This is a genomic window from Roseomonas acroporae, assembly GCF_023223525.1.
Taxonomy (GTDB): domain Bacteria; phylum Pseudomonadota; class Alphaproteobacteria; order Acetobacterales; family Acetobacteraceae; genus Roseomonas_E; species Roseomonas_E acroporae.
Genome location: NZ_JALPRX010000105.1, coordinates 1 through 21,360 on the forward strand (window position 1 = coordinate 1; position 21,360 = coordinate 21,360).

Genomic DNA, 21,360 nt, shown 5'->3' on the forward strand with positions numbered 1-21,360 from the left:
CGAGGCAAGCAAGACGGCGGCCGTGCTGGGCGCCACGCTCGCCGCGGCGCAGGCCGACGGGCTCGGGGAGCGCGGGGCGTGAGCGGGACCATGGCGACCTGCCACTGCACCGGGGAATGTCACCGCACCGGCAGGTGCGTGGCGGTTCCGGCGCTCACGCTGCCACCGGCGCCGCAATTCTACCCGTGGGACAAGACCGGCTATCCGCCGCCGGTGCCCGTGTGGCCGCTCGGCTCGCCGGCCGTTCCCTCGGTCGTGGTCCCCGCGCCAAAGCCCCGCATCCGCGTGCGGGCGCCGAGCCGGCCGATCCCGGAGGCCACGCCGTGAACCACTTCCCTGAGTTCTTCGACTTCATCCTGGCCCCGAACAACGACGGCCAGCCGTACCATCTGGATCCCCGCGACCCGGGCGGGATGACGGCCTGGGGCGTCATCGCCGCCACCTGGGCCAGCTACCACGGCAAGCCCCTGGCCTGGGCGACCAAGGCGCGGATGCAGAAGATCACCCGCGAGGACGTGCGGCCGATCTACCGCCAGGAATACTGGGACCGCTGGCGCTGCGACGAGCTGCCCGCGGGCATCGACCTCGTGGTGGCGGACATGAGCTGCGGCAACATGGTGCAGGCGCCGATCATCCTCCAGCGGCTCCTGGGGGTGGCGCAGGACGGCAAGATCGGGCCGATCACCGTCGCCAAGGCCCATGCGGTGCGGGACGTGGCCGGGTTCCTCGACCGCTACGAGACCGGTCGGATCGCCTTCTATCGGACGCTGAGCACCTGGCCGATCTACGGGGGCGGCTGGTCTCGCCGCGCCCGGGAGGCGACGGCGCTGGGCAAGCGGCTCGCCGGGGTCGGGATGCCGGTGGCCGCCTGACCCGCCCCACCCAGGCCGGCGAGATCGCGGCGCGGCTGGCGGCCGCCGCCTGACGGTTGCGCGGCGGCGGCCCATATTGGAAGCCGGCATGCGGGAGCACCCGACATGCCGGATACCGCCATCGACATCGCGAACCGCGCCCTGGCCCGCGTCGGCGCGGACGACATCGTGTCCCTGGACGACGACAGCGCCGAGGGCCGCGCCTGCCAGCGGGAATACGAGGGGGTGGTCCGCGAGGCGCTGACGGTGCCCGGGGGCGCCCCGTACCGCTGGCGCTTCGCCTCGAAGCAGGCGCTCCTCACCCGCCTGCAGGACACCCCGCCCGGCCGCTGGGCCTATGCCTACCAGGACCCGTCCGACGTGCTGGCGGTGCATGCGGTCACGCAGGGCGACGTCCCGGTCACCTATGATCGCTACGACGACAAGGTGTTCACCGACGCCCTGACCAGCGCCGCGGGCGATCTGGTGATGGACTACACCTTCCGCCCGAACGAGGCCATGTGGCCGGGCTACTTCACCGCCGGCGTGGTGCGCGACCTCGCGGTGAAGCTGGCGATCGGGCTGCGCGAGGACACCAGCCTCGCCCGCATGGTGGCGCAGACCTTCGACTGGGCAGGCGCGCGGCGGGCCGACAGCCAGGGGCAGACGGCGCGGCGGCTGCTGGGGCACGGCCGGCTGATCCCGGCCCGGTTCGGCGGGCGCTTCGGGCGGTGGCCGGCCTGATGCCCAAGGTCAAGCTGGCCCTGACCAACTTCAGCCAGGGCGAGATGTCGCCCCTGATGATGGCCCGCTCCGACATCGCCGCCTACCGCAACGGCGCCGCGCGGCTGCTGAACCGGCTGCCGCTGAGCCAGGGCGGGACCAAGACGCGGCCGGGCACCCGGTGGTTCGCCGCGCTGCCGGCGTGGCCGGCGATCCTGATCCCCTTCGTGTTCTCGGCCGACCAGCGATACCTCGTGGCGCTGGCGGATGGGCGGGCCGACATCTGGACCCCGGCCGGCACGCACTGCGGCACGCTGACCGGCCCGTGGACCGCGGCGATGCTACCCACGATGGGCTGGGCGCAGACGGCGGACACGCTGCTGCTGTTCCACCAGACGATGAAGCCGCAGCGCATCCTGCGCACCAGCGCCGTCACCTTCTCGGTGGGCGCCATGCCCGTCGAGCGGGCGCCGCTGGGGAGGATGCGCGACCCGGCCATCACCATGAGCGTGTCGGCGGTGGGCGCGGCCGGCGTCCACACCGACGTGACGTTCAGCGGCGCGGGCTTCCTCTCCTCGGCCTGGGTCGGGCGCGACCTGTCGTGGAAGAACAAGCGCATGCGGATCACGGGCGTCAGCAGCCCGACGCTGTGCGACGCCGAATGGCTCGACGCGACCAGCAGCTTGCAGGACGAGAACGGCGACGGCGCGGACGATTTCGCGGCCCCCACCACGAACTGGCTGGAGGAGGCGTGGTCGGACGCCTTCGGCTATCCCGGCACGGGCGCGTTCGTCGCTGGCCGGCTGTGGCTCGGCGGCTCGCCCGCGCTGCCGAACGGGATCTGGGGCAGCCGCAGCGGCGCCTACTTCTCCTGGGACACCGGCGAGGCGGCGGATGGCGATGCCATCGTGGAGACGATCGCGGCCGGCGCGCCCGGCACGGTGCTGCACATGCTGGCCGGCGAGCGCGTGATGATCCTGACCGACAGCGGGGTCTGGTACATCCCGAGCAGCGACAACAAGCCGCCGACGCCGAGCAACGTCAGCTTCCGGCAGATCAGCGAGACGGGAGCCGGCCGCCCTCGCGCGTGGCTGTTCGACAACTCGGTGATGTTCGTGGACTACAGCGGGCGCATCGTGCAGGAGGCGCTGTACAACCTGAGCCTCGACACGCTGCAGGTCGCGCCGAACAGCCTCCTCGCCGAACACCTCATCCGGGAGCCGACATGCGCCACGACCGCGCAGCCTTCCAGCGGCCGGCCGACGAAGCTTGCCATCATGCGCAACGGCGATGGGACGCTCGCGGTCCTGCACAACGTGCGCAGCGAGAACGTGGTCTGCTGGGTCCCGTGGGAGACGGACGGCGCCTTCATGCATGTCTGCGCCGTCACGCAGGACATCTTCACCATCGCGCTGCGGAACGGCGTCTACACGGTGGAGCTTTTCGTGGACGACGCCGCGCCCCTCGACTGCGCCGCGCGGGCCACATCCGGCAGCAAGGCCCGCGCGTTCCCCGGCTTCGCGCATCTCGCCGGGCGGACGGTCAGGGTGACGACGCGGGGGCACGACATCGGTGATCTGCCGGTATCGGGCGGCGGGGTGATCTCGCTGCCGGACACGGTGCCGGACCTGTACGAGATCGAGGCGGGATATGCCTTCGAGCAGATCATCCGCCCCATGCCGGCGGCGTTCGACCTACAGGACGGCCCGGCCCGGCAAAGCGTGAAGCGGCTGCTGGCGGTGCACGCGCAGGTGGACCGTGCCGGCATGCTGACGCTGGCGGGCCGGGACCTCCAGATCGCGTTCCAGGGCGACGACTTCGACACGCCGCCGGACCCGTTCACCGGCACGCTCAAGGTCCGTACCTATGGCATCAGCAAGGAAGCGCAGTTCGACCTGACCGTGCCGCAGGCGGTCAAGGTGACGGTGCTGGCGCTGACGCGAGAGATGATCGTGGGAGACGTGAGCTAATGGCCGATGTGGCAGCAATCGCCGGCATCGTCGGCGCCGTCGCGGCGGTCGGCGGCACGGTCATGTCGGTGCAGGCGGCGAACACGCAGGCGAAGGCGCAGCGGTCGGCCGCCGCCGCGCAGGCGCAGCAGTACGAGCAGCAGCAGCTTGCGGCCGAGACGGCGGCGAAGCAGCAGGAGGCGCGGACGCGCGCCAATCTCAACCGCAATCTCCGCGCGCAGGACGCGATCATCGCGGCAGGCGGGCGCGATATCGACAGCCCGACGGCCAATGCCCTCGCTGGCTACAGCACCGAAAGCGCCATGTACGACATCACGAACGCGCGGATCACGGGCGACCTGTCCTCCGCGCAGTACGGCACGGCGGCGCAGCGCGCGCTCGCCACCGGCAACACGCAGGCCGACGCGACGATGGCGGCCGGCTACACGCAGGCGGTCAGCAGCGCCGCGACGGCGGCCGATCGGAGCGTCAAGGCGTACAACCTCCTGAGCAACGCCTACGGCGGAAAGACCAAGAGCTGATGGCGCAGGTTCCGGTCCTCCAGCCCTCGTCCATCCTCGGTCCGCCGCCGAACATCCCGATCTCGCAGCCGCCCGCCGGAGGCATGGCGGCGCTGGCGCAGGCGCTCCCCCGCGTCGGGCAGCAGCTCGGGATGTTCAGCGACGAGATGGCGCAGCAGGCAGAGCAGCGCCGGCTGGCCGAGGCCGAGCACACCGCGCAGCAGGCGGCGGTGCGGGACCCGGACGGGAGCCTCGTCGTCCCGCCCGAGGCCGACTGGCGCGACGCCTCGGGCCGACGGGCCAACGCCATCATCCTCGCCCGCGTCGGCGACGAGGCGGTGGTGGACGCCACGAACGAGGCGGTGCGGCTGCGCGCGCAGGTGGGCAACGACCCGGCGCAGTGGGAGGCGCGGTGGACGGGGTATGTCCGGGGCCGCATCGGCGAGCTGCCCGAGTGGGTGCGGCCGGCCCTGGAGACGCGGCTGCGCCAGATCGGCGCGCAGCACGGGCAGGCCGTGGCGCTGGCGACCGCGAGCGAGGGGCGGCAGGCCGCGGCGCAGGCCAGCGAGTTCCTTCGGCAGCAGGATGAGCAGGATCTCGCCGGACTGGCCTATGGCGGCCAGGTCGGCACCCCGCAGTACCAGCAGGGGGTCAACCGGCTCCGGGCGCGGCTGGACGAGGACGTGCGCCTCGGGCGCCGGACCCGCGAGGAGGCCGATGCCCGGCTGGCGGCGACCCTCGACAACGGCACGCAGCTCGGCGTGGTGCGCCACGCCATGGACCGGGCGGCCGATGGGGACGCGCCCGAGACGATCTTGGGCCGGCTCGACCAGGAGATGGACCGCGCGGCCGTGCCGCCGGCGCAGCGCGAGCGGCTGCGGAACCTCGTGGAGAGCCGGCTGAACGAGCGCCGGGCGCTCCAGGCGGGCGAGCGGTCGGAGGCGGCCGGGGACTACGAGGACTGGAACACCCGGATCACTGCCGGCGTGCCGGTGCCGGCCGACGAGGGCGTGCGGCTGGCGGCCCGGCTCGACCAGCTCGGCGACCACCGGCGGGCGCAGGCGGTGCGCGACACGCAGGCGGTCTATTCCGACCTGTCGGCGGCCCGGACCCTCTCCAGCCCGGAGCTCGACCGGACCGCGGCGCAGGCGCAGATGCGCGCCCTGCGGCCGGATGCCTCGGTGCGTGACGTGGTGCTGGCCGAGAAGCTGGAGCGGATGGCGTCGCAGCGGGCCCGCTCCCTCGCGGCCGACCCCCTCGCCGGCGGCGCGGCGGTGCATCAGGCCACGGTCGGACCGCTCCAGACGCTCGACTTCTCGAACCTGGAGGGCCTGCCGGCGCAGCTCCAGCAGCGGGTGCGCCAGGCGCAGCAGATCGGTGCGCTGGAGCGGCGCAGCGACGTGCTGCCGCTGACCAAGCCCGAGATCGAGGGCATGGCCACGCTGGTGCAGAACGGCACCACCGACCAGCAGACGGCGCTGATCCGGGGGCTGTCCGCCGGCCTGCCGCCGCAGCAGCTCGCCCGGGTGCTGGGGCGGCTCGACCAGCGCGAGGAGCGGGTGCGGGGCTTCACCTTCGCCGCCGGGCTGTCCATGGCCGGCGACACGCGGCGCTCGAACGAGGTGCTCCAGGGCCTGGAGGTGCTGCGGCTCCTGCCGGCGCCGGCGCTCGCCACGGACAAGGTGGCGGCCGAGGTGCAATCCCGGCTGGGCCCGGCGCTGGACCTGCGGCCGGACACGCAGGCGCAGGTGATCCAGGCGGTCCGGGCGATCTACGCGCAGCGCAGCCGCACGGGCGCGGCGGGGGACCGGCCGACGCTCGACGGCGTGCTCGACCCGTCGAAGCTTCGGGCCATCGTGGACGAGATCATGCCCACCGGCGTCTGGGGCGGCGGGCTCCTCGGCGGCGGCTCGCGCGTGGCGCTGCCGCCGGGCATGACCGAGACGCAGTTCGCCGAGCGGGTGGCGGCGCTGCCCGGCGGCGCCTGGGACGGCGCGCGGGCCAGCGACGGCCGGGCGGTGACGGCCGACATGGTGCGCCGCGGCGGCTCGCTGGTGTCCACCGGGACCGGCCGCTACCGGGTCCGGTACGGCGGGTTCGACGTGCTCGACCGGGGCGGCGCGCCCTTCGAGATCGACCTGAACCGGGACTACAGCCAGCAGCCGGCCGGGCCGGCTGGCGAGGCCGCGCCCGGCGCGCCGATCCCGCAGCGCACCAGCCAGCTCCTCGCCCCGCTGGCGCAGCAGTACGGCGTGCCGCTGGCCTTCGCCGAGCGCATCGCCGCCGTGGAGAGCCGCGGCACCCACACCGACGCGGCGGGCAGCGTGCGCCGCAGCAGCGCCGGCGCGCAGGGGCTCATGCAGCTCATGCCCGACACGGCGCGCGGGCTCGGGGTGGACCCGACCGACGAGGCGCAGAACGCGCGCGGCGGCGTGCGCTTCCTCGGGCAGATGCTCGAACGGTACGACGGCAACCAGGTGCTCGCCGCCGCAGCCTACAACTGGGGCCCGCAGCGGGTGGACGGCTGGCGGGCGCGGGGCATGCCGGCGGACGGGCTGCCCGCCGAGACGCAGAGCTACCTGACCAGCGTGTTCGGCCGGCCGCTGTCGGCGCTGCTCCCTACCGCGCGGCTGGCCGGGCGCGCGCGGCCGGCCGCCCCGGGCGCCGTGGCCCCGGAGGATGCCGGCTGGGACGTGGCGGCGGTGGACGATTACCAGCCGCAGCCCCGCCAGGCGCAGCAGGCCTATCCGGAATGGCAGCGCACCGATGACGCGCGGCGCGGCCGGAGGACCGACCGATGAGCGGCACCATGGGCCCCCTCGACATCGGCGCCGAGCGCGTCTCGGGCATCGCCTGGAACCCGCTGCCGGTCCCGCCCGCCACCTTCGCCGAGCGGTTCAGCCTCGGCTGGGCCGACGCCGAGCAGACGCAGGGCACCGGCGTCGCGGCGCGCAACCTCTACAACGCCTACGAGCGCCAGCGGGAGGTGCTGCGCGGCGCCGGCTACGCCAACGCCCCGAACCCGGTGGCCTACGACGCCACGGCGCTCGGCGGGCTGGTGCGCTCCACCTATGCCCGGGACATCGCGATCCGGGACTACCGCGCCATCGTGGAGCAGGCGCGCCGGCAGCATCCGGACCGGGCGGCCGAGTTCCTGATGCCGGAGGAGATCCAGGCCGACGCGGACCGGCGGGCGCTGGAGGCGCGGGCGGCGCGCGAGACGCAGGACCGGGTGGGCGGCGGCGCGCTGGGCGGCCTCGCCGCCGACGCGCTGTCCGCCGTGCGCGACCCCACCAACGTGCTGACCCTGCCGCTCGGCGCCGGGCGGATCGCCGGCGGCGTGGCGCTGCGCATCCTCGGCACCGCCCTGGCCGAAGGCGCGATCGGCGCCGGCGCGCAGGTGGTGTCCGACCTCGGGCCCGAAGGCGCGGCCTGGGAGCGGCGCCGCCTCGGCCTGGACATGGATGTGGGCGGGAACGCTCTCGGCGGCTTCCTCGGCGGGGCCGTGATCGGCGGCGGCGCGCGTGGGCTCTTGGAGGGCTGGCGGGCCTTCCGCGGCACGGTGCCGGCGCCGGACGGCGGGGTGGCGCTGCGCGAGGGCGACGCGGCGCGGAACCTGGAGGTGCGCCTGCGCGAGCAGGAAGGGCGCCCGGCCGGCGAGGAGGTGCAGGCGCTCCACGAACGGGCGGCGGACGCGCAGGCCGACGCCGTGGCGCAGGGGCGGATCGCGCCGGTGCCGGCCTCCCTTTCGGCCGCCGCCGTGCCAGCGCCACGGGTGCCGCTGCGGCAGGCCGATCCGGCGGACCTCGCCGGCGACCTCGGGCGGTTCCTGGATGAGGTCGTGGCCGCACCGGGCGGGCAGTCGAGCCGCATGCAGCTCGGCACCTTCGAGCCCAACGTGATTGCGCGGGTTCAGGCCGACACCGGCGTGGACCTGACCGGCCTCCAGCACAGCATCCAGTCGGACGAGCTGCGCCACACCTGGCGGCGGCACGGCCCCGGCGGCGCCGCCGGCGACGCGACGCCGCTGACGCGCGAGGACATCCAGCGGATCGGCGAGTACATCGCCACAGCGGACCGCGTGATCCTCGACGGCACCACGCATCAGGGGCTTCCGACGCTGCGGTTCGAGAAGGACCTGCCCGACCGCAGCGTGGCCGTGATCGAGGAAGTGCGCACGAGGCGCCACATCCTCAGCTTCAAGTCGATGTATCGGTACGGGAAGCGCGGCCCCGGAACGGCAGGATCGCCCCCCGGTCCAGGACCGGGATCGCCCCCACCTCTACGTCCGCAACGGGGACCGGGGACCGCTGCCCCCCAGATAGCGCCGGACCTCACTCGGTTCAACGCCTACACCGCCGCCGGCCGCGCCGTGGCCGTCGAACCCCAGGTGGCCGAGCTGCGGGACCTGATCCCCTCGCACCTGGACGACGGCCGGCCGAACCCGGCCTACCCGCATGCCGAGGGCGTGCAGCCGCGCGACCGCAGCCGTGACGCCTCGCTGGCGCAGGTGCGCGACATCGCCGCGAAGCTGGAGCCGGAGCGGCTGGGCGCCTCGCCCGAGGCCGGCACCGGCGCGCCGATCGTCGCGGCCGACAACGTGGTGGAGAGCGGCAACGGCCGGGTGCTGGCGCTGCGGCAGGCCATGGCGGACCCGGCGCTGGCCGGCCGGCGCGACGCCTACCGCGCCTGGCTGGAGGCTCAGGGCTTCGACCTCGCCGGCTACGAGAACCCGGTGCTGGTGGCGCGGCGGGTGTCCGCCCTGACCCCGGAGGAGCGCCGGGCCTTCGTCCGGGAGGCCAACGCCGAGACGAGCCTGACGATGAGCGCGGCCGAGCAGGCGCGGGCCGATGCCGAGCTGGCGGGCCGGGCGCTCGACCTCTACCGCGGCGGCGACGTGACGGCGGCCGACAACGCCGCCTTCGTCCGGGCCTTCGTGCAGGGCCTCCCGCAGACGGCGCAGGGGCGGCTGCTGAAGGCGGACGGCACCCTGTCGGCCGAGGGCGCGCGCCGGCTGCGCGCCGCCATCCTGGCCCGGGCCTACGGCGACGAGATGGGGCCGCTGCTGGAGCGCATCCTGGACGGCGACGCCGAGGGGCTGCGGTCGATCGCCGGCGCGATCCAGGACGTTGCGCCGGGCTGGGCCGGGCTGCGCGCCGCCGCGGCGCGGGGCGAGATCGCCCCCGGCATGGACCTGACGGCGGACCTGTTCCAGGCGATCCGCACCGTCAGCCTGGCGCGGGAGAAGCGGATCCCGGTGGGCGACATGCTGGCGCAGGGGGACCTCGACATCCCGCCCATGGGCGACAACGCCCGGGCGATCCTGGCCTCGATGTACCGCGAGCCGGGCTTCAAGGGCGCCGCCGGGCGCGACACGGTGGCGCGGCGGCTGGACGCCTACGTGGCCGAGGCCATGAAGACCCGGCCCGAGCCCGACCTGTTCGGCGCGCCGCCAGCAGCCGCCGGGGACGTGCTGGCGGCGACCGACCCGATGCGCGGCCGGCAGAAGGCGCTGGCCGAGGCCGGGACCCGGATCGCCGAGGCGCAGGCCGAGCCAAAGGTGCCCGACGCCGAGTTCGCGGAAGCCCAGCGCATCGCCGCCGCGCGGGACATGCAGGTGCCTGACCCGGTGACGGGCGAGATGCGCGGGCTGCGCGAACTGCTCGACGCGGCGGAAGAGGCCGAAGCGGACGCGCTGGCAGCGGCGGCGTGCTTCCTCGGCGGCGGCGCGGCGGGAATGGGCTAGCGGTAGTGGCCGGTGGAAACGCCGCGGCGATACGCGGCGGCAACGAACAATCGCCGCGGCTATTCGCCGCACCCGACGAAACCCGACAAAACCCGGCGTAATAGGAAAGAAGGCCCATGGCCCTGATCCCTGAGCGCAGCAGCGGCCCCGGCAGCTTCTCCGCGGCGAAGTGCCTGAACGATGCCGTCGAGCAGGGGCGCATGTCCCGGGCCGGCGCGGAGAAGGCCCTGGCCTCGGTCCGCCGGATCATGGAGGAGAACCCAGGCATCGGTGAGGGCGCGGCCGCCACCCGGGCCGCCGAGGAAGGGCGGATCGCCGCCGCCCAGCAGAAGCGGCAGGCCGCCCTCCAGGCCATCGCCCAGAACCGCATGCTGGAGGACGTGGCCGCGCACCCGGACGGCGCGGCCTGGGGCGCGGCCGCCGTGTTCGCCCGGGACCTGACCGGCAAGGCGACCTATTCCAACGTCGAGGGCCGGACCGCCGCGATCCGCGGCATCCTCCACGCCAAGATCGCCGACACGCTGGAGCAGTACCGCTCCACCGCCCTCGGCCTGCGCCGCGACGTGGTGGGCCTGACCCGGCTGGTGCGCGAGCTGTACGGCGAGAGCACGGGCGACGGCGCGGCCGCCAACGCGGCACGCGGCTGGCGCGAGGCCACGGACTATGCGGTGGACCGCTTCAACGCCGCCGGCGGCACCATCGCCCGCAAGCAGGGCTGGAACCTGCCGCAGGGCTGGGACGCCGACGTGGTGAAGGCGGCCGGGCGCGGCGCCTTCCTGGACTGGATGGAGCAGGCGGTCGCGGACGGCCGGCTGCGCATCTGGGACTACGAGGCGAACGCCCCGGTGAACCCGCTGCGCCGGGCCGAGATCCTGTCGAACGCCTGGGACCGGATCAGCACGAAGGGCCTGTCCGACCTGGTGCCGGGGCAGGGGGGCGGCACGAAGCTGGCGAACAGCCGGGCGGACCGGCGCGCCTTCGAGTGGACCTCGGCGGACGCCTGGCTGGAGGCGAACCGGAAGTGGAACACCGGCGACGCAGGCATCTGGGACCTGCTGACCGGGCACATCGACGGCATGGCGCAGGACATCGCCATGCTGGAGCGCCTCGGCCCGAACCCGCACGCCGCGGTGCGCGTGCTGATCGACACGGCGCGCAAGGCCGGGGCGACCGAGTGGCAGGCGAACAAGCTGGAGGCCGTCTGGGAGCACGTCTCGGGCGCGGCCGCGTCGCCCGTGTCCGAGGGGATCGCCAACTTCTTCGGCGGCATCCGGTCCTGGCTGATGAGCGCCCAGCTCGGCAGCGCGGTCCTGTCCTCGGTGGCCGACTTCCCCACCATGCGCGCCACCGCCGCCTGGAACGGCATCAGCGCCAACGGGGTGATGGGGGAGTACCTGCGGCTGCTGAACCCGGCCAACGCGGCCGACCGGAAGATGGCGGTCCGGGCCGGGCTCATCGCCGATGGCTGGTCGCGCCGCGCCATGGCCGCGCAGCGCAGCATGATGGAGGAGGTGGGGCAGACCCTCCCGGCCCGGATCGGCGACTTCGTGATGCGCGCCAGCGGCATGAACGCCCATACCCAGGCGGCGAAGTGGGCCTTCGGCATGGAGTTCCTGGGCGCGCTGGCCGATCAGGCCGGGCGGGGCTGGGACGCCATGGCGCCGGGCATCCGCGGCGCGCTCCAGCGGTACGGCATCGGGGCCGAGCAGTGGGACCTGATCCGCACCAAGGGGCTGTTCGAGGAGGAGGGCGTGCGCCTCATCCACCCCGAGCAGATGGTGCGGGGCGGCGGCCGCGCCGAGATGGAGGCCGCCACCCGCCTGCTGGAGATGATCGACGCCGAGCGGGGCTTCGCCGTGCTGGAGCCGGGCGCCGCCGAGCGGGCGATCGTGGTCGGGCGCAACCGGCCGGGCACTTGGTCGGGCGAGTTCCTCCGCGCGACAGGCCAGTACAAGAGCTTCCCCATCACCATGATGACGCGCCACGCCGCGCGGGGGATCGAGGCGTACCGGGCCGGCGACCACGGCCGGTACATGGCCGCCCTGGCCGTCAGCCTGACCATGGCCGGCGCCTTCGCCATGCAGCTCAAGGCGGTGGCGCAGGGGAGGGACCCGCGCGACATGGCGGACTGGCGCTTCTGGGCGGCCGCCTTCATGCAGGGCGGCGGGGCCGGCATCCTCGGCGACTTCCTGAACAGCGCGCTGACCCGGGCGGACCGCTCCTTCTACATGACGGCGATCGGCGGCCCCACGGCGGGGCTGGTGGACGACGTGATGAAGCTGACCGGGGCGAACATCCAGGCGACCGCCGAGGGCAAGGACACCCACTTCGGCCGCGAGCTGGCGCAGTTCGTCCGCCGCAACACGCCGGGCTCGACCCTCTGGTACGCCCGCCTGGCGCTCGACCGCCTGCTGTGGGACCGGGTGCAGGAGATCGCCGACCCGGACTATGCCCGCAGCTTCCGCCGCATGGAGCAGCGCGCCCGGCAGGACTTCGGGCTGGAATTCTGGTGGGGACCGGGCGACCGCACGCCCGACCGGGCGCCGAACCTGGGGGCTGTCGCCGGGCCTGAATAGCCGTTGCCGGGCCACGGGGGGGATTGGATACGCTGGGCATGGCCCACCTCCAGATCCCCGCCGCCACGCCGCGCGTCACGTACATCGCCACGGACGGGCAGGTGAACTTCCCGGTGCCGTTCGCCTTCTTCTCGGCCGCCGACCTGGTGGTGGAGATCGACGGCATCGCCACCCCGGCCTTCGCCGCGACGGGGGTGGCCTACGACGGCGGGTTCCAGACCGGCACGGTGACGCTGGCCGCCCCGGTCGCGGCCGGGGATCAGGTCCGCATCAGCCGGGCCATCGAGATCAAGCGCACGGAGGACTTCCCCTATCCGGCGCGCACGCTCGACATCAAGGCGCTGAACACCGGCCTGGACCGCATCGTCGCGATCCTCCAGGACATCATGCTGGCCCTGACCGACGAGGAGGCGGCGCGGCTGGCGGGCTTCCTCCGGACGCTGCGGGTGCCGGAGGGCTTCGCGGTGGAACTGCCGGAGGCCGCCCTGCGGGCGAACCGGCTGGCCGGCTTCGACAGCACCGGCGCGCCCATCGTCATGGTCCCGGGCAGCGCCTCCGTCACCACCGTCACCGCCGCTGACAGCCTGATCCCCCGCCTCCTGGCCGACCGCTTCGCCGAGCGGGTCAACCTGCGGGACTACTGCGTGGGCGACGGCACGACCGACGACACGGCCGGCGCGCAGGCGGCGCTGACGCGGGCGGTGCAGGCCGGCAAGGCGCTCTACGTCCCGCGCGGCACGTACCGGCTCCGGGCCCAGCTCCTGGGCGGCGCGCTGCCCGCGCTGCTGGGCGACGGCAAGGGGGCGTCGGTCCTGATCTGGGACGACCTCCCCTCCTGCGGCATCTCCCTGGCCTATGCCGCCTACGGACAGGCGCTGCATGCCCAGGGCGTCACCTTCCGCCAGAAGGGCACCAACCGCGGCACGGCGCTGCTGGCCGACTTCTCGGCCGCCTCGCTGACCTGGCCGGGCATCTGGCCGCGCCTGCTGGTGGAGGGCTGTTCCTTCGAGGGGCCCGACATCCCGGCGCAGCTCACGGGCTGGAACATCGGCATCGACACCGTGGCAGGCGCCTTCGGGCACGTCGTCAACTGCGACTTCAACGGCGTGGCCGGCGCGCCACACACCGGCCTCGCGCGCGGCGCGGTCGCGGTGCGCTTCCGGGGCACCGCCGGCGGCCTCTACCACAACGGCCACCCGGTCTACTGCACCGTCAGCCGGTGCAACATCAACAACTGGCAGGTCGGCGTGCATTTCAGCGGCTGCGAGGGCGTGGTCGCGCGGGACAACAGCATCGTGGAGGTGGAGCGCGGCATCGTCGCCACCGGCGACACCACCCCCGGCGCGGGCGCGCGGCCCTTCATCCTGGTCGAGGGCAACCACGTCAACGCCTACCTCGAGAACGTCGCCGTCACCGACATGTGCGACATCAAGGTACGGACGAACGAGCTGTACCGCATCGCGACTGCGACCGCGCACACCACCGGTATCGGCATCTACGCCTCGACGGCAACCGGCGTGGGCGACCTCTCCATCACCGGCAACACGCTGATGGACACCACCGGCGCGGTGGACTTCGACGGGGTGAACGTCGGCGCTGGCGTGGCGCGCGGGCTGATCGACGGCAACGACTTCAAGGCGGTGCGCTACGGCATCACCCTCCAGCCCGGGACCTCCGGGCTCCGGGTGGGCGACCGCAACCTCTATCAGGCCTCGCTCGCCCCGGTGGTGGACAGCGGCACCGGCAACGTCGTGGCGAGCGCGCTGCTGGAAGCGGCCGGCCACCGGCGCGACATCGCCGGCTGCGAGACGAAATGGGGCTCGGCCACCGTCACCCTGAACGCCTCGGGCGACGGCACGGTGGCCTTCCAGCAGCCGTTCAAGGCCCTGCCGCTGATGGTGCTGGCGACCTGGGCCGAGGCCGGCGGCACGGCGCGCAACATCGCCGCCCCCTCGGCCGGCTGGACGACGGCGGGCTTCTCCGTCTCGGTCCGGCCGAGCCCCGGCGCCGGCACGGTGCAGATCGCCTACGTCGCGGTCGGGCGGTGAGGCCGGGGCTGTGTCAGCCCTGTGCCACCGGGAATGCAAAAGGGCGCCATTTGGCGCCCCTTTGTTCCGTCCAGCGAGATCCATCCTCAAGCTAAGTGCTTGAAAAGGATGGTGGGCGCGACAGGGATTGAACCTGTGACCCCCGCCATGTCAAGGCGATGCTCTACCGCTGAGCTACGCGCCCGCCGGTCGGAACGGGCGCCTTCCTAGCCCCTGCCGGCGGGGCGCGCAAGGCCGGATCAGGCGGCGCGCCGCGCGAGGGAATCAGGCGCAGCGCGAGAGGGTCAGGCGGCGCGCCGCGCCAGGCCCCGGTCGAGCGAGGCGACCGCCTCGTCCACCGTCTGCACGTCGCCGAAGATGGCGTAGAAGCCGGTCAGGGCGGCGGCGTGCTCGGCATCGGTGAAGCTCGCCAGCGCGTCGCTGATCATGAGGGTGCGGAAATTCAGCATCATCGCGTCGCGCGCCGTGCTCTCGCAGCAGACATTGGTGGCGGTTCCGGCCACCAGCACCGTGTCGATGCCCCGCTGCCGCAGGTGCGGCTCGATCGCCGAGGCCCCCTGGATGAAGGCGCTGAAGCGGTTCTTGGCGAGGTGCGCGTCGCCGGGCCCGACCTCCAGGGCCGGGTAGAGGGCGTGCCCGGGATGGTCGCGCTCCATGGTCTCGCGCCGCCGGTCGCGCACGGCGGGGCTCAGCAGCCCCTCGTGCAGCACGGACCAGTCGGCGGTGTCGGTGGTGGTGTTGCACACCCAGGCGACATGCCCGCCCCGCTCGCGCAGCGCCGCCGCCAGCCGGTTGATCGCCGGCACCACGGCGCGCGCCATCGGCACCTCGCCGAGATAGCCGGGGGCGACGAAGTAGTTCTGCATGTCGATCACCACCAGCGCCGTGCGGGCCGGGTCGAGCACGTCGAAGGGGTGCTCGCGGCCGCAGCGCGCCACGACGCGGGCGACGATCTCGGGCGGCATGGTGAAGGGATGCATGTCGGCGGGCTCCGGTCCGGCAGGGCGACGAGGGGGGACAGCAACCCGCGTGCCAGGGGACCCGCCGGCGCGGCGGGCCGGAAGGCACCGGGGGCGGAGGTGCCGGCGCCCTACAGCCCCAACGCCTCCAGCCCCGGATGCTCGGCCGGGCGCGGCCCGGACGGCCAGCGGAACAGCCGGTCGGCCTCGGCGATCGGCACGTCGTTGATGCTCGCCTCGCGCCGGCGCATCAGGCCGTGCCCGTCGAATTCCCACTGCTCGTTGCCGTGCGAGCGGAACCAGCGCCCCCCGGAGTCGTGCCATTCGTAGGCGAAGCGCACCGCGATGCGGGCACCGTCGAACGCCCACACCTCCTTGATCAGCCGGTAGTCCAGCTCGTCGGCCCATTTGCGCCGGAGGAAGGCGACGATCGCCGCGCGGCCCGAGAGGAACTCGGCGCGGTTGCGCCAGCGGCTGTCCGCCGTGTAGGCGCCGGCCACCCGCTCCGGGTCGCGCGTGTTCCAGGCATCCTCGGCCATGCGGGCCTTCCGCCGCGCCGTTTCCGCCGTGAAGGGCGGCAGGGGCGGTCTCGATTCGGGCATGCCGATTGCTCTCCCGGGGCCGCGGCGCCGCGGCCAGCGGCCGGGCCGGTTCCGCCGCGGGCGGGGCCAGCCTGCCGGCCCGGGGCCGGCCGGTCAAACCCCCCTCCCGCCTTGGCCCCCGTCTGCCCCCCCGTCTGCCCCCCCGTCTGCCCCCCCGTCTGGCTCCCCCTGTCCGGCCCCCCGTCTGGCTCCCCCTGTCCGACCCCTGGCGCTTCCGCCGGCCTCGCGCCGTGGTAGAAGGAACGACAGAGTCGAAGGAGTAGCCCGATGGCCGGACCCACCCTCAGCACCGCCCCGACGCTGCACGTCGACCGCAACCTGGCGCTGGAGCTGGTGCGTGTGACGGAGGCAGCCGCCATCGCCGCCTCGAAGTGGATGGGCCGCGGCGACAAGAACGCGGCCGACGGCGCCGCCGTGGACGCGATGCGCAAGGCCTTCGACACGGTCGCCATCTCCGGCACGGTGGTGATCGGCGAGGGCGAGATGGACGAGGCGCCGATGCTCTACATCGGCGAGAAGATCGGCCTCGGCGGCCCGGAGGTCGACATCGCCGTCGATCCGCTGGAGGGCACGACGCTGACCGCCAAGGGCGGCCCCAACGCCATGGCGGTGCTGGCGCTGGCCGAGCATGGCGGCTTCCTGCACGCGCCGGACGTCTACATGGAGAAGCTCGCCGTCGGCCCCGGCCTGCCCGACGACGTGGTCGACATCGACGAGCCGCTGGAGCGCAACCTGCGCGAGCTGGCGAAGGCCAAGGGCGTCACCGTCCCCGACCTCGTGGTCTGCATGCTCGACCGCGACCGGCACAAGGAATACGTCAAGCAGTGCCGCTCGGCCGGCGCGCGCGTGATGCTGATCAGCGACGGCGACGTGTTCGGCGTGGTGGCGGCGGCGCTGCCGGCGAGCGAGATCGACATGTATGTCGGCTCCGGCGGCGCGCCGGAAGGCGTGCTGGCGGCGGCGGCGCTGCGCTGCACCGGCGGGCAGATGCAGGGCCGGCTGATGTTCGAGAACGACGAGCAGATCGCCCGCGCGCGGGAGATGGGCGTGACCGACCCGAACAGGAAGTACGGGCTGGAGGAGATGGCGCGCGGCAACGTCATGTTCGCCGCCTCCGGCGTCACCACCGGGCCGATGATGCGCGGCGTGCTGCGCACGAAGCACGGCGCGATCACCCATTCCATCGTGATGCGCTCGAAGTCCCGCACGGTGCGCTACGTCGAGGCGCACCACGACTTCCGCTCCAAGCCCGCCGCCTTCTCCTGACGGCCCGCATGCGCGACGCCGACACGGGGCCGGATACGGCCGCCGAGGCCCCCGTGCTCGGCGTCGCGCGCAGCCTGACCGGGCGGCGCTGGACCTGGCGGCAGGGCGATGCGCGCATCGGCCTCGGCCTCGCGCAGCGGCTCGGCGTCCCGGAGCTGGTCGGCCGCCTGCTCGCCGCCCGCGCCGCGCCCGAGGCGGCGGCCGACTTCCTCTCGCCGACGCTGCGCGCCCTGCTGCCCGACCCCTCGCGCCTCGCCGACATGGACGCGGCCGCCGAGCGGCTCGCCGCCGCCGTGCGCTCGGGCGAGACCGTCGCCGTGTTCGGCGACTACGACGTGGACGGCGCCTGCGCCGCCGCCCTCACCGTGCGCGTGCTGCGCGAGCTGGGCTGCGAGGTGCGCCACTACGTCCCGGACCGCATCCGGGAGGGCTACGGCCCCAACGCGCCGGCCATCGCGTCGCTCTGCGAGGCCGGCGCCACGCTGATCGTCTGCGTCGATTGCGGCACCGCCGCCGCCGAGGCGCTGGAAGCCGCCGAGGGCCGCGCCGAGGTGGTGGTGCTCGACCACCACGCGCAGCAGGGCCCGCTGCCGCGCATCGCCGCCACGGTGAACCCGAACCGGCTCGACTGCGCATCGGGCCTGCGCCATCTCTGCGCCGCCGCCGTCGCCTTCCTCGCCGCCGTCGCGCTGGTCCGCGCGCTGCGCCGCGCCGGCTACTTCGCGCACCGCGCCGAGCCCGCGCTGATGGAGCTGCTCGACCTCGTGGCGCTGGCCACGGTGTGCGACGTGATGCCGCTCACCGGCCTCAACCGCGCCCTGGTCGCGCAGGGGCTGAAGGTACTGGCGCGCCGCGGCCGGCCGGGACTCGCGGCGCTGATGGAGGTGGCGCAGATGCGCGACATCCCCTCGGCGCACACGCTGGGCTTCCTGCTCGGCCCGCGCATCAACGCCGCCGGCCGCATCGCCGAGTCCGATTCCGGCCTGCGCCTGCTGCTCTCGGACGACCGCATCGAGGCCCGCGTGATGGCCGAGAAGCTGGACGCGGTGAACCGACGCCGCCAGGAGGTGGAGGGCGAGGTGCTCGCCGCCGCCTACGCGGCCGCCGAGGCCCAGGCCGCCGCCGGCCATCCCGTGCTGCTGATCGGCGGCGAGGGCTGGCACCCCGGCGTGGTCGGCATCGTCGCCGGCCGCGTGAAGGAGCGGTTCAACCGCCCCGCCTGCGTCGCCGGCATCGCCGAGGGCCTCGCCAAGGGCTCCGGCCGCTCCGTGGCGGGCGTCGATCTCGGCGCCGCGGTGATCGCGGCGCGCCAGGCCGGGCTGCTGCTCACCGGCGGCGGCCATCCGATGGCCGCCGGCTTCTCCCTCGCCGCCGAGGGGCTGGAGGCGCTGCACGCCTTCCTCGGCGAGCGCCTCGCCCACGCCGCCATGCTGCCGGCCGCGGCCGATCTCGGCGTGGAGGGCACGCTGGCCGTGCCCGCCGCCAGCACGGCGCTGGCGCAGGAGGTGGGGCGGCTGGCTCCCTTCGGCGCCGGCAACGAGGAGCCGGTCTTCGCCATCCCGCGCTGCCGCGTGGTGCGCGCCGACCGCGTCGGCAAGGAGGGCGGCACGGTGCGCGCCTTCCTGGAGGGCGAGGGTGGCGGGCGCCTGAAGGCCATCTGCTTCCGCGCCAAGGACGGGCCGCTGGCCCAGGCGCTGCTGGCCGGCGACCGCGCGCCGCTGCACCTGTGCGGCCAGCTCCGCGCGGAACGCTGGAACGACAACGTCTCCACCAGCCTGCACGTGGTGGACGCGGCGCGGGTGGGCTGAGGCGCGGCCCTTCCCCGGCCGACGCCGCACGCCTGCCGCATCGCGTCCGACCACGCCCTGCCGACGCGGCACCGCCCGCTTTCCCCGGCACGCCACACGACACGCCACTCGATACGTCACCCTGGCCGGTTCGAGCCGATTCGACCTCGGGCGCCGGCGCGTCCTCGCCTTCTGCCGGCACGGCGCGGCCCGGGCTTCCCGCCATGCGTGTGTATCTGTCCGGAATATCGCCCGCACCGGGTCGTGCGCGTCGCCCGGCCGTTGCGATCGGGTCACACCGTGGCGAACAATCCGACCGTAAGACGTTCGTCATCACGCTTCCGGTTGCGGCGGCGCCTAGCTTGTTGGCGCGGCCGGTCGGGAGGCCGCAGCGGCATCGCGTCGCCTTTCCGGCGACGCCGAGGGGGATGCAGCGTGGGGGATTTCCTGTCGACAGACCGACATGCCGCCGGCGCCGCGCAACGCGGCCGGCCGCGCCCGCCGAAGCGGCAATTCGCGCATCCGGGCTGGCTCGTCCTGTGCGCCGCCGGACTCGCCACGCCGGCCCTGGCGCAGTCGAACGAGGCGTCCGAGCTGGCGGCGCTGCGCCAGCAGAACGCGGCCCTGCAGCAGATGCTCCAGCGCATGGAGCAGCGGCTGGACGCGCTGGAGCGACGCAGCGGCCCGGCGCACGCCCAGGCCGCGGCCGGCGGGGTGGCGGGAGGCGCCGCCGGGGGGGCGGCCGCCGTGCCGTCCCGCCGCGCCGGCCCGGCCACCGCCGCCCGCCGCCCGCCGCCGGGCACGCCGCCCACCCAGGCGGAGGCGGCTGCCGGCGCCTCGCCGCTGCAGCAGAGCGCCGTCCCGGGCGCGGCGACGGGCAGCGCCGTGGAGACGGTCGCGGCCCGCCGCAGCTTCCGCCAGGAGGTGGACGAGGTGCTGCGCGGCGACCTGCCCGGCCTCTCCATGCGCATCCCCGGCACCGACACCTCGGTGCGGCTCTACGGCTTCGCCAAGGCCAACCTCACCGGCGACCTCGACAGCCGCGTGCGCGCCGACACGACGGTGCCGATGAGCACGCCGCTGGCCCGCAGCCCGGCCAACCGGCAGGGCGGCGATGTCGGCTTCACGGGCCGCCGCTCCCGCATCGGCCTCGAGACGCTGACGCCGACCGATCTCGGCCCGCTGCGCACGCAGATCGAGATGGACTTCGCCGGTACGCAGCCGGCGGCGAACAGCATCGCCACCTCGAACCCCTACACGCCGCGCCTGCGGCAGGCCTGGGCCTCGCTCGGCGGCGACATCTTCCAGGTGCTGGTCGGCCAGGCGAACAGCGTCTGGAACGAGGGGCTGATCGAGACGCTGAACGACGCCACCAACCTCAACCAGTCCTTCGTGCGGCAGGCGCAGATCCGCGTCACCGGGCGGCTGGCGCCGGGGCTGACCGGCCAGCTCTCGCTGGAATCGCCGATCACCGACTACGCCAGCGCGGCCGGCGTGTTCTACCCGGACAGCACGCTGAACGGCGGCGCCAGCCCGGCCTTCAACCGCGCGCCCGACCTGCTCGGGCGCCTCACCTACCGGGGCGACCTGGGCGAGGTCGGGCTGCGCGGCCTGCTGCGCCAGCTCGAGGTGAACACGCGCGGCACGGCGGTGGCGACGACCTCCTCGGGCGACGCCAACGCGGTGGGCTGGGGCACGGCGCTGCACGGCAACCTCGCCCTGTACAACGTCCTCTCGCCCGCCTTCGGCGCCGACCGGCTGCTCGGCATGGTCTATTACGGCGAGGGCATCGGCCGCTACATGGACGGCAGCTTCGCCGGCCAGTCCGCCGTCACCGATCTCGGCCTGCGCGGCGTCGGACGCGACTTCGGCCTGGACACGGTGAACAGCTGGGGCTTCATGGCCGGCTACCGGCACTTCTGGAGCGACAAGTTCCGCACCAACGTCTCCTACGCCTACGCCCGCGCCGACTACCCGGGCTACACGAACGGCTTCACGCCTGGATCCGACGCGGCCCTCGCCCGCATCCGCGACCAGCAGCAGATCATCGCCAACCTGATCTGGAGCCCGTTCGGCCGCGTCAACGGCGCCGCCTTCTCGCCCGGCGCGGTCGATGTCGGCGTCGAGTACATCTTCAACCGGCGCGACGTGGCGGGCGGCGCCTCGATGACCGGCGCCGCCGGCCTCGGCCACGGCATCAACAGCCGCATCCAGGCGACGGCGATCGCGCGGTTCTGACCGGGGCCGCTGCCGGGCGTCGCGGCGGCGGCCGCTTCCCGGCCGTGCGGCCCCGCCCGGCTGGCCTGCCCCACCGCCCGTGCACGAATTCCGG

The 21,360-nt window shown here is 74.4% G+C and carries 14 protein-coding genes and 1 tRNA gene; 12 read left to right on the top strand and 3 right to left on the bottom strand.

Annotated elements, in window-relative coordinates; all coding sequences use genetic code 11:
* Positions 1-78 precede the first annotated feature (78 nt).
* The 9 genes from M0638_RS29165 (at position 79) to M0638_RS22245 (ending at position 14,414) form a co-directional block, all read left to right on the top strand.
* Complete coding sequence (locus tag M0638_RS29165) at positions 79-327, top strand: hypothetical protein (protein ID WP_248669148.1); 249 nt, start codon at positions 79-81, stop codon at positions 325-327.
* Complete coding sequence (locus M0638_RS22210) at positions 324-872, top strand: glycoside hydrolase family 108 protein (RefSeq protein WP_248669149.1); 549 nt, start codon at positions 324-326, stop codon at positions 870-872. Before M0638_RS29165 ends, M0638_RS22210 begins: the two co-directional genes overlap by 4 nt.
* 105 nt (positions 873-977) lie before the next feature.
* Positions 978-1,595 (top strand): hypothetical protein, encoded by a 618-nt coding sequence (locus tag M0638_RS22215; protein ID WP_248669150.1) that lies wholly within the window; start codon positions 978-980, stop codon positions 1,593-1,595.
* A complete protein-coding gene (locus tag M0638_RS22220; RefSeq protein WP_248669151.1) occupies positions 1,595-3,544 on the top strand; it encodes a hypothetical protein in 1,950 nt (649 codons plus the stop codon). The genes M0638_RS22215 and M0638_RS22220 overlap by 1 nt, the downstream gene beginning before the upstream one ends.
* Positions 3,544-4,065 (top strand): hypothetical protein, encoded by a 522-nt coding sequence (locus tag M0638_RS22225; protein WP_248669152.1) that lies wholly within the window; start codon positions 3,544-3,546, stop codon positions 4,063-4,065. The genes M0638_RS22220 and M0638_RS22225 overlap by 1 nt, the downstream gene beginning before the upstream one ends.
* Positions 4,065-6,845 (top strand): lytic transglycosylase domain-containing protein, encoded by a 2,781-nt coding sequence (locus M0638_RS22230; protein WP_248669153.1) that lies wholly within the window; start codon positions 4,065-4,067, stop codon positions 6,843-6,845. The genes M0638_RS22225 and M0638_RS22230 overlap by 1 nt, the downstream gene beginning before the upstream one ends.
* A complete protein-coding gene (locus tag M0638_RS22235; RefSeq protein WP_248669154.1) occupies positions 6,842-9,790 on the top strand; it encodes a PBECR3 domain-containing polyvalent protein in 2,949 nt (982 codons plus the stop codon). The genes M0638_RS22230 and M0638_RS22235 overlap by 4 nt, the downstream gene beginning before the upstream one ends.
* Before the next feature lie 116 nt (positions 9,791-9,906).
* Positions 9,907-12,366: a hypothetical protein gene (locus M0638_RS22240; RefSeq protein ID WP_248669155.1), complete on the top strand. Its 2,460-nt coding sequence runs from the start codon at positions 9,907-9,909 to the stop codon at positions 12,364-12,366.
* Positions 12,367-12,404: 38 nt separating this feature from the next.
* Positions 12,405-14,414 carry a glycoside hydrolase family 55 protein gene (locus M0638_RS22245; protein ID WP_248669156.1) on the top strand — a complete coding sequence of 670 codons (2,010 nt, stop codon included), beginning with the start codon at positions 12,405-12,407 and terminating at the stop codon, positions 14,412-14,414.
* Between the two features lie 109 nt (positions 14,415-14,523).
* Here M0638_RS22245 and M0638_RS22250 read toward each other — a convergent pair.
* From M0638_RS22250 to M0638_RS22260, 3 genes are all read right to left on the bottom strand, one after another.
* Positions 14,524-14,598 (bottom strand) — tRNA-Val (locus tag M0638_RS22250).
* 100 nt (positions 14,599-14,698) lie between these two features.
* Positions 14,699-15,394, bottom strand: a complete 696-nt coding sequence (locus tag M0638_RS22255) for an isochorismatase family protein (RefSeq protein WP_248669157.1) — start codon at positions 15,392-15,394, stop codon at positions 14,699-14,701.
* 110 nt (positions 15,395-15,504) lie between these two features.
* Positions 15,505-15,975 (bottom strand): nuclear transport factor 2 family protein, encoded by a 471-nt coding sequence (locus tag M0638_RS22260; protein ID WP_248669158.1) that lies wholly within the window; start codon positions 15,973-15,975, stop codon positions 15,505-15,507.
* Between the two features lie 267 nt (positions 15,976-16,242).
* Between M0638_RS22260 and glpX the strand changes: the two genes are divergently transcribed.
* The 3 genes from glpX to M0638_RS22275 all read left to right on the top strand — a co-directional run bounded on the left by glpX (position 16,243) and on the right by M0638_RS22275 (position 21,266).
* On the top strand, positions 16,243-17,241 hold the full coding sequence (gene glpX, locus M0638_RS22265) for a class II fructose-bisphosphatase (protein ID WP_248669159.1): 999 nt from the start codon (positions 16,243-16,245) through the stop codon (positions 17,239-17,241).
* An 8-nt stretch (positions 17,242-17,249) separates the two neighbouring features.
* A complete protein-coding gene (gene recJ, locus M0638_RS22270) occupies positions 17,250-19,049 on the top strand; it encodes a single-stranded-DNA-specific exonuclease RecJ (RefSeq protein ID WP_248669160.1) in 1,800 nt (599 codons plus the stop codon).
* Between the two features lie 414 nt (positions 19,050-19,463).
* A complete protein-coding gene (locus M0638_RS22275; RefSeq protein ID WP_248669161.1) occupies positions 19,464-21,266 on the top strand; it encodes a porin in 1,803 nt (600 codons plus the stop codon).
* Positions 21,267-21,360 lie beyond the last annotated feature (94 nt).

Bases quoted from the DNA above. Each gene is read 5' to 3' on its own strand.
- M0638_RS22215 (WP_248669150.1), top strand. From the start codon at position 978: ATGCCGGATACCGCCATCGACATCGCGAACCGCGCCCTGGCCCGCGTC.
- M0638_RS22220 (WP_248669151.1), top strand. From the start codon at position 1,595: ATGCCCAAGGTCAAGCTGGCCCTGACCAACTTCAGCCAGGGCGAGATG.
- M0638_RS22225 (WP_248669152.1), top strand. From the start codon at position 3,544: ATGGCCGATGTGGCAGCAATCGCCGGCATCGTCGGCGCCGTCGCGGCG.
- M0638_RS22230 (WP_248669153.1), top strand. From the start codon at position 4,065: ATGGCGCAGGTTCCGGTCCTCCAGCCCTCGTCCATCCTCGGTCCGCCG.
- M0638_RS22235 (WP_248669154.1), top strand. From the start codon at position 6,842: ATGAGCGGCACCATGGGCCCCCTCGACATCGGCGCCGAGCGCGTCTCG.
- M0638_RS22240 (WP_248669155.1), top strand. From the start codon at position 9,907: ATGGCCCTGATCCCTGAGCGCAGCAGCGGCCCCGGCAGCTTCTCCGCG.
- M0638_RS22245 (WP_248669156.1), top strand. From the start codon at position 12,405: ATGGCCCACCTCCAGATCCCCGCCGCCACGCCGCGCGTCACGTACATC.
- M0638_RS22255 (WP_248669157.1), bottom strand. From the start codon at position 15,394: ATGCATCCCTTCACCATGCCGCCCGAGATCGTCGCCCGCGTCGTGGCG.
- M0638_RS22260 (WP_248669158.1), bottom strand. From the start codon at position 15,975: ATGCCCGAATCGAGACCGCCCCTGCCGCCCTTCACGGCGGAAACGGCG.
- glpX (WP_248669159.1), top strand. From the start codon at position 16,243: ATGGCCGGACCCACCCTCAGCACCGCCCCGACGCTGCACGTCGACCGC.
- recJ (WP_248669160.1), top strand. From the start codon at position 17,250: ATGCGCGACGCCGACACGGGGCCGGATACGGCCGCCGAGGCCCCCGTG.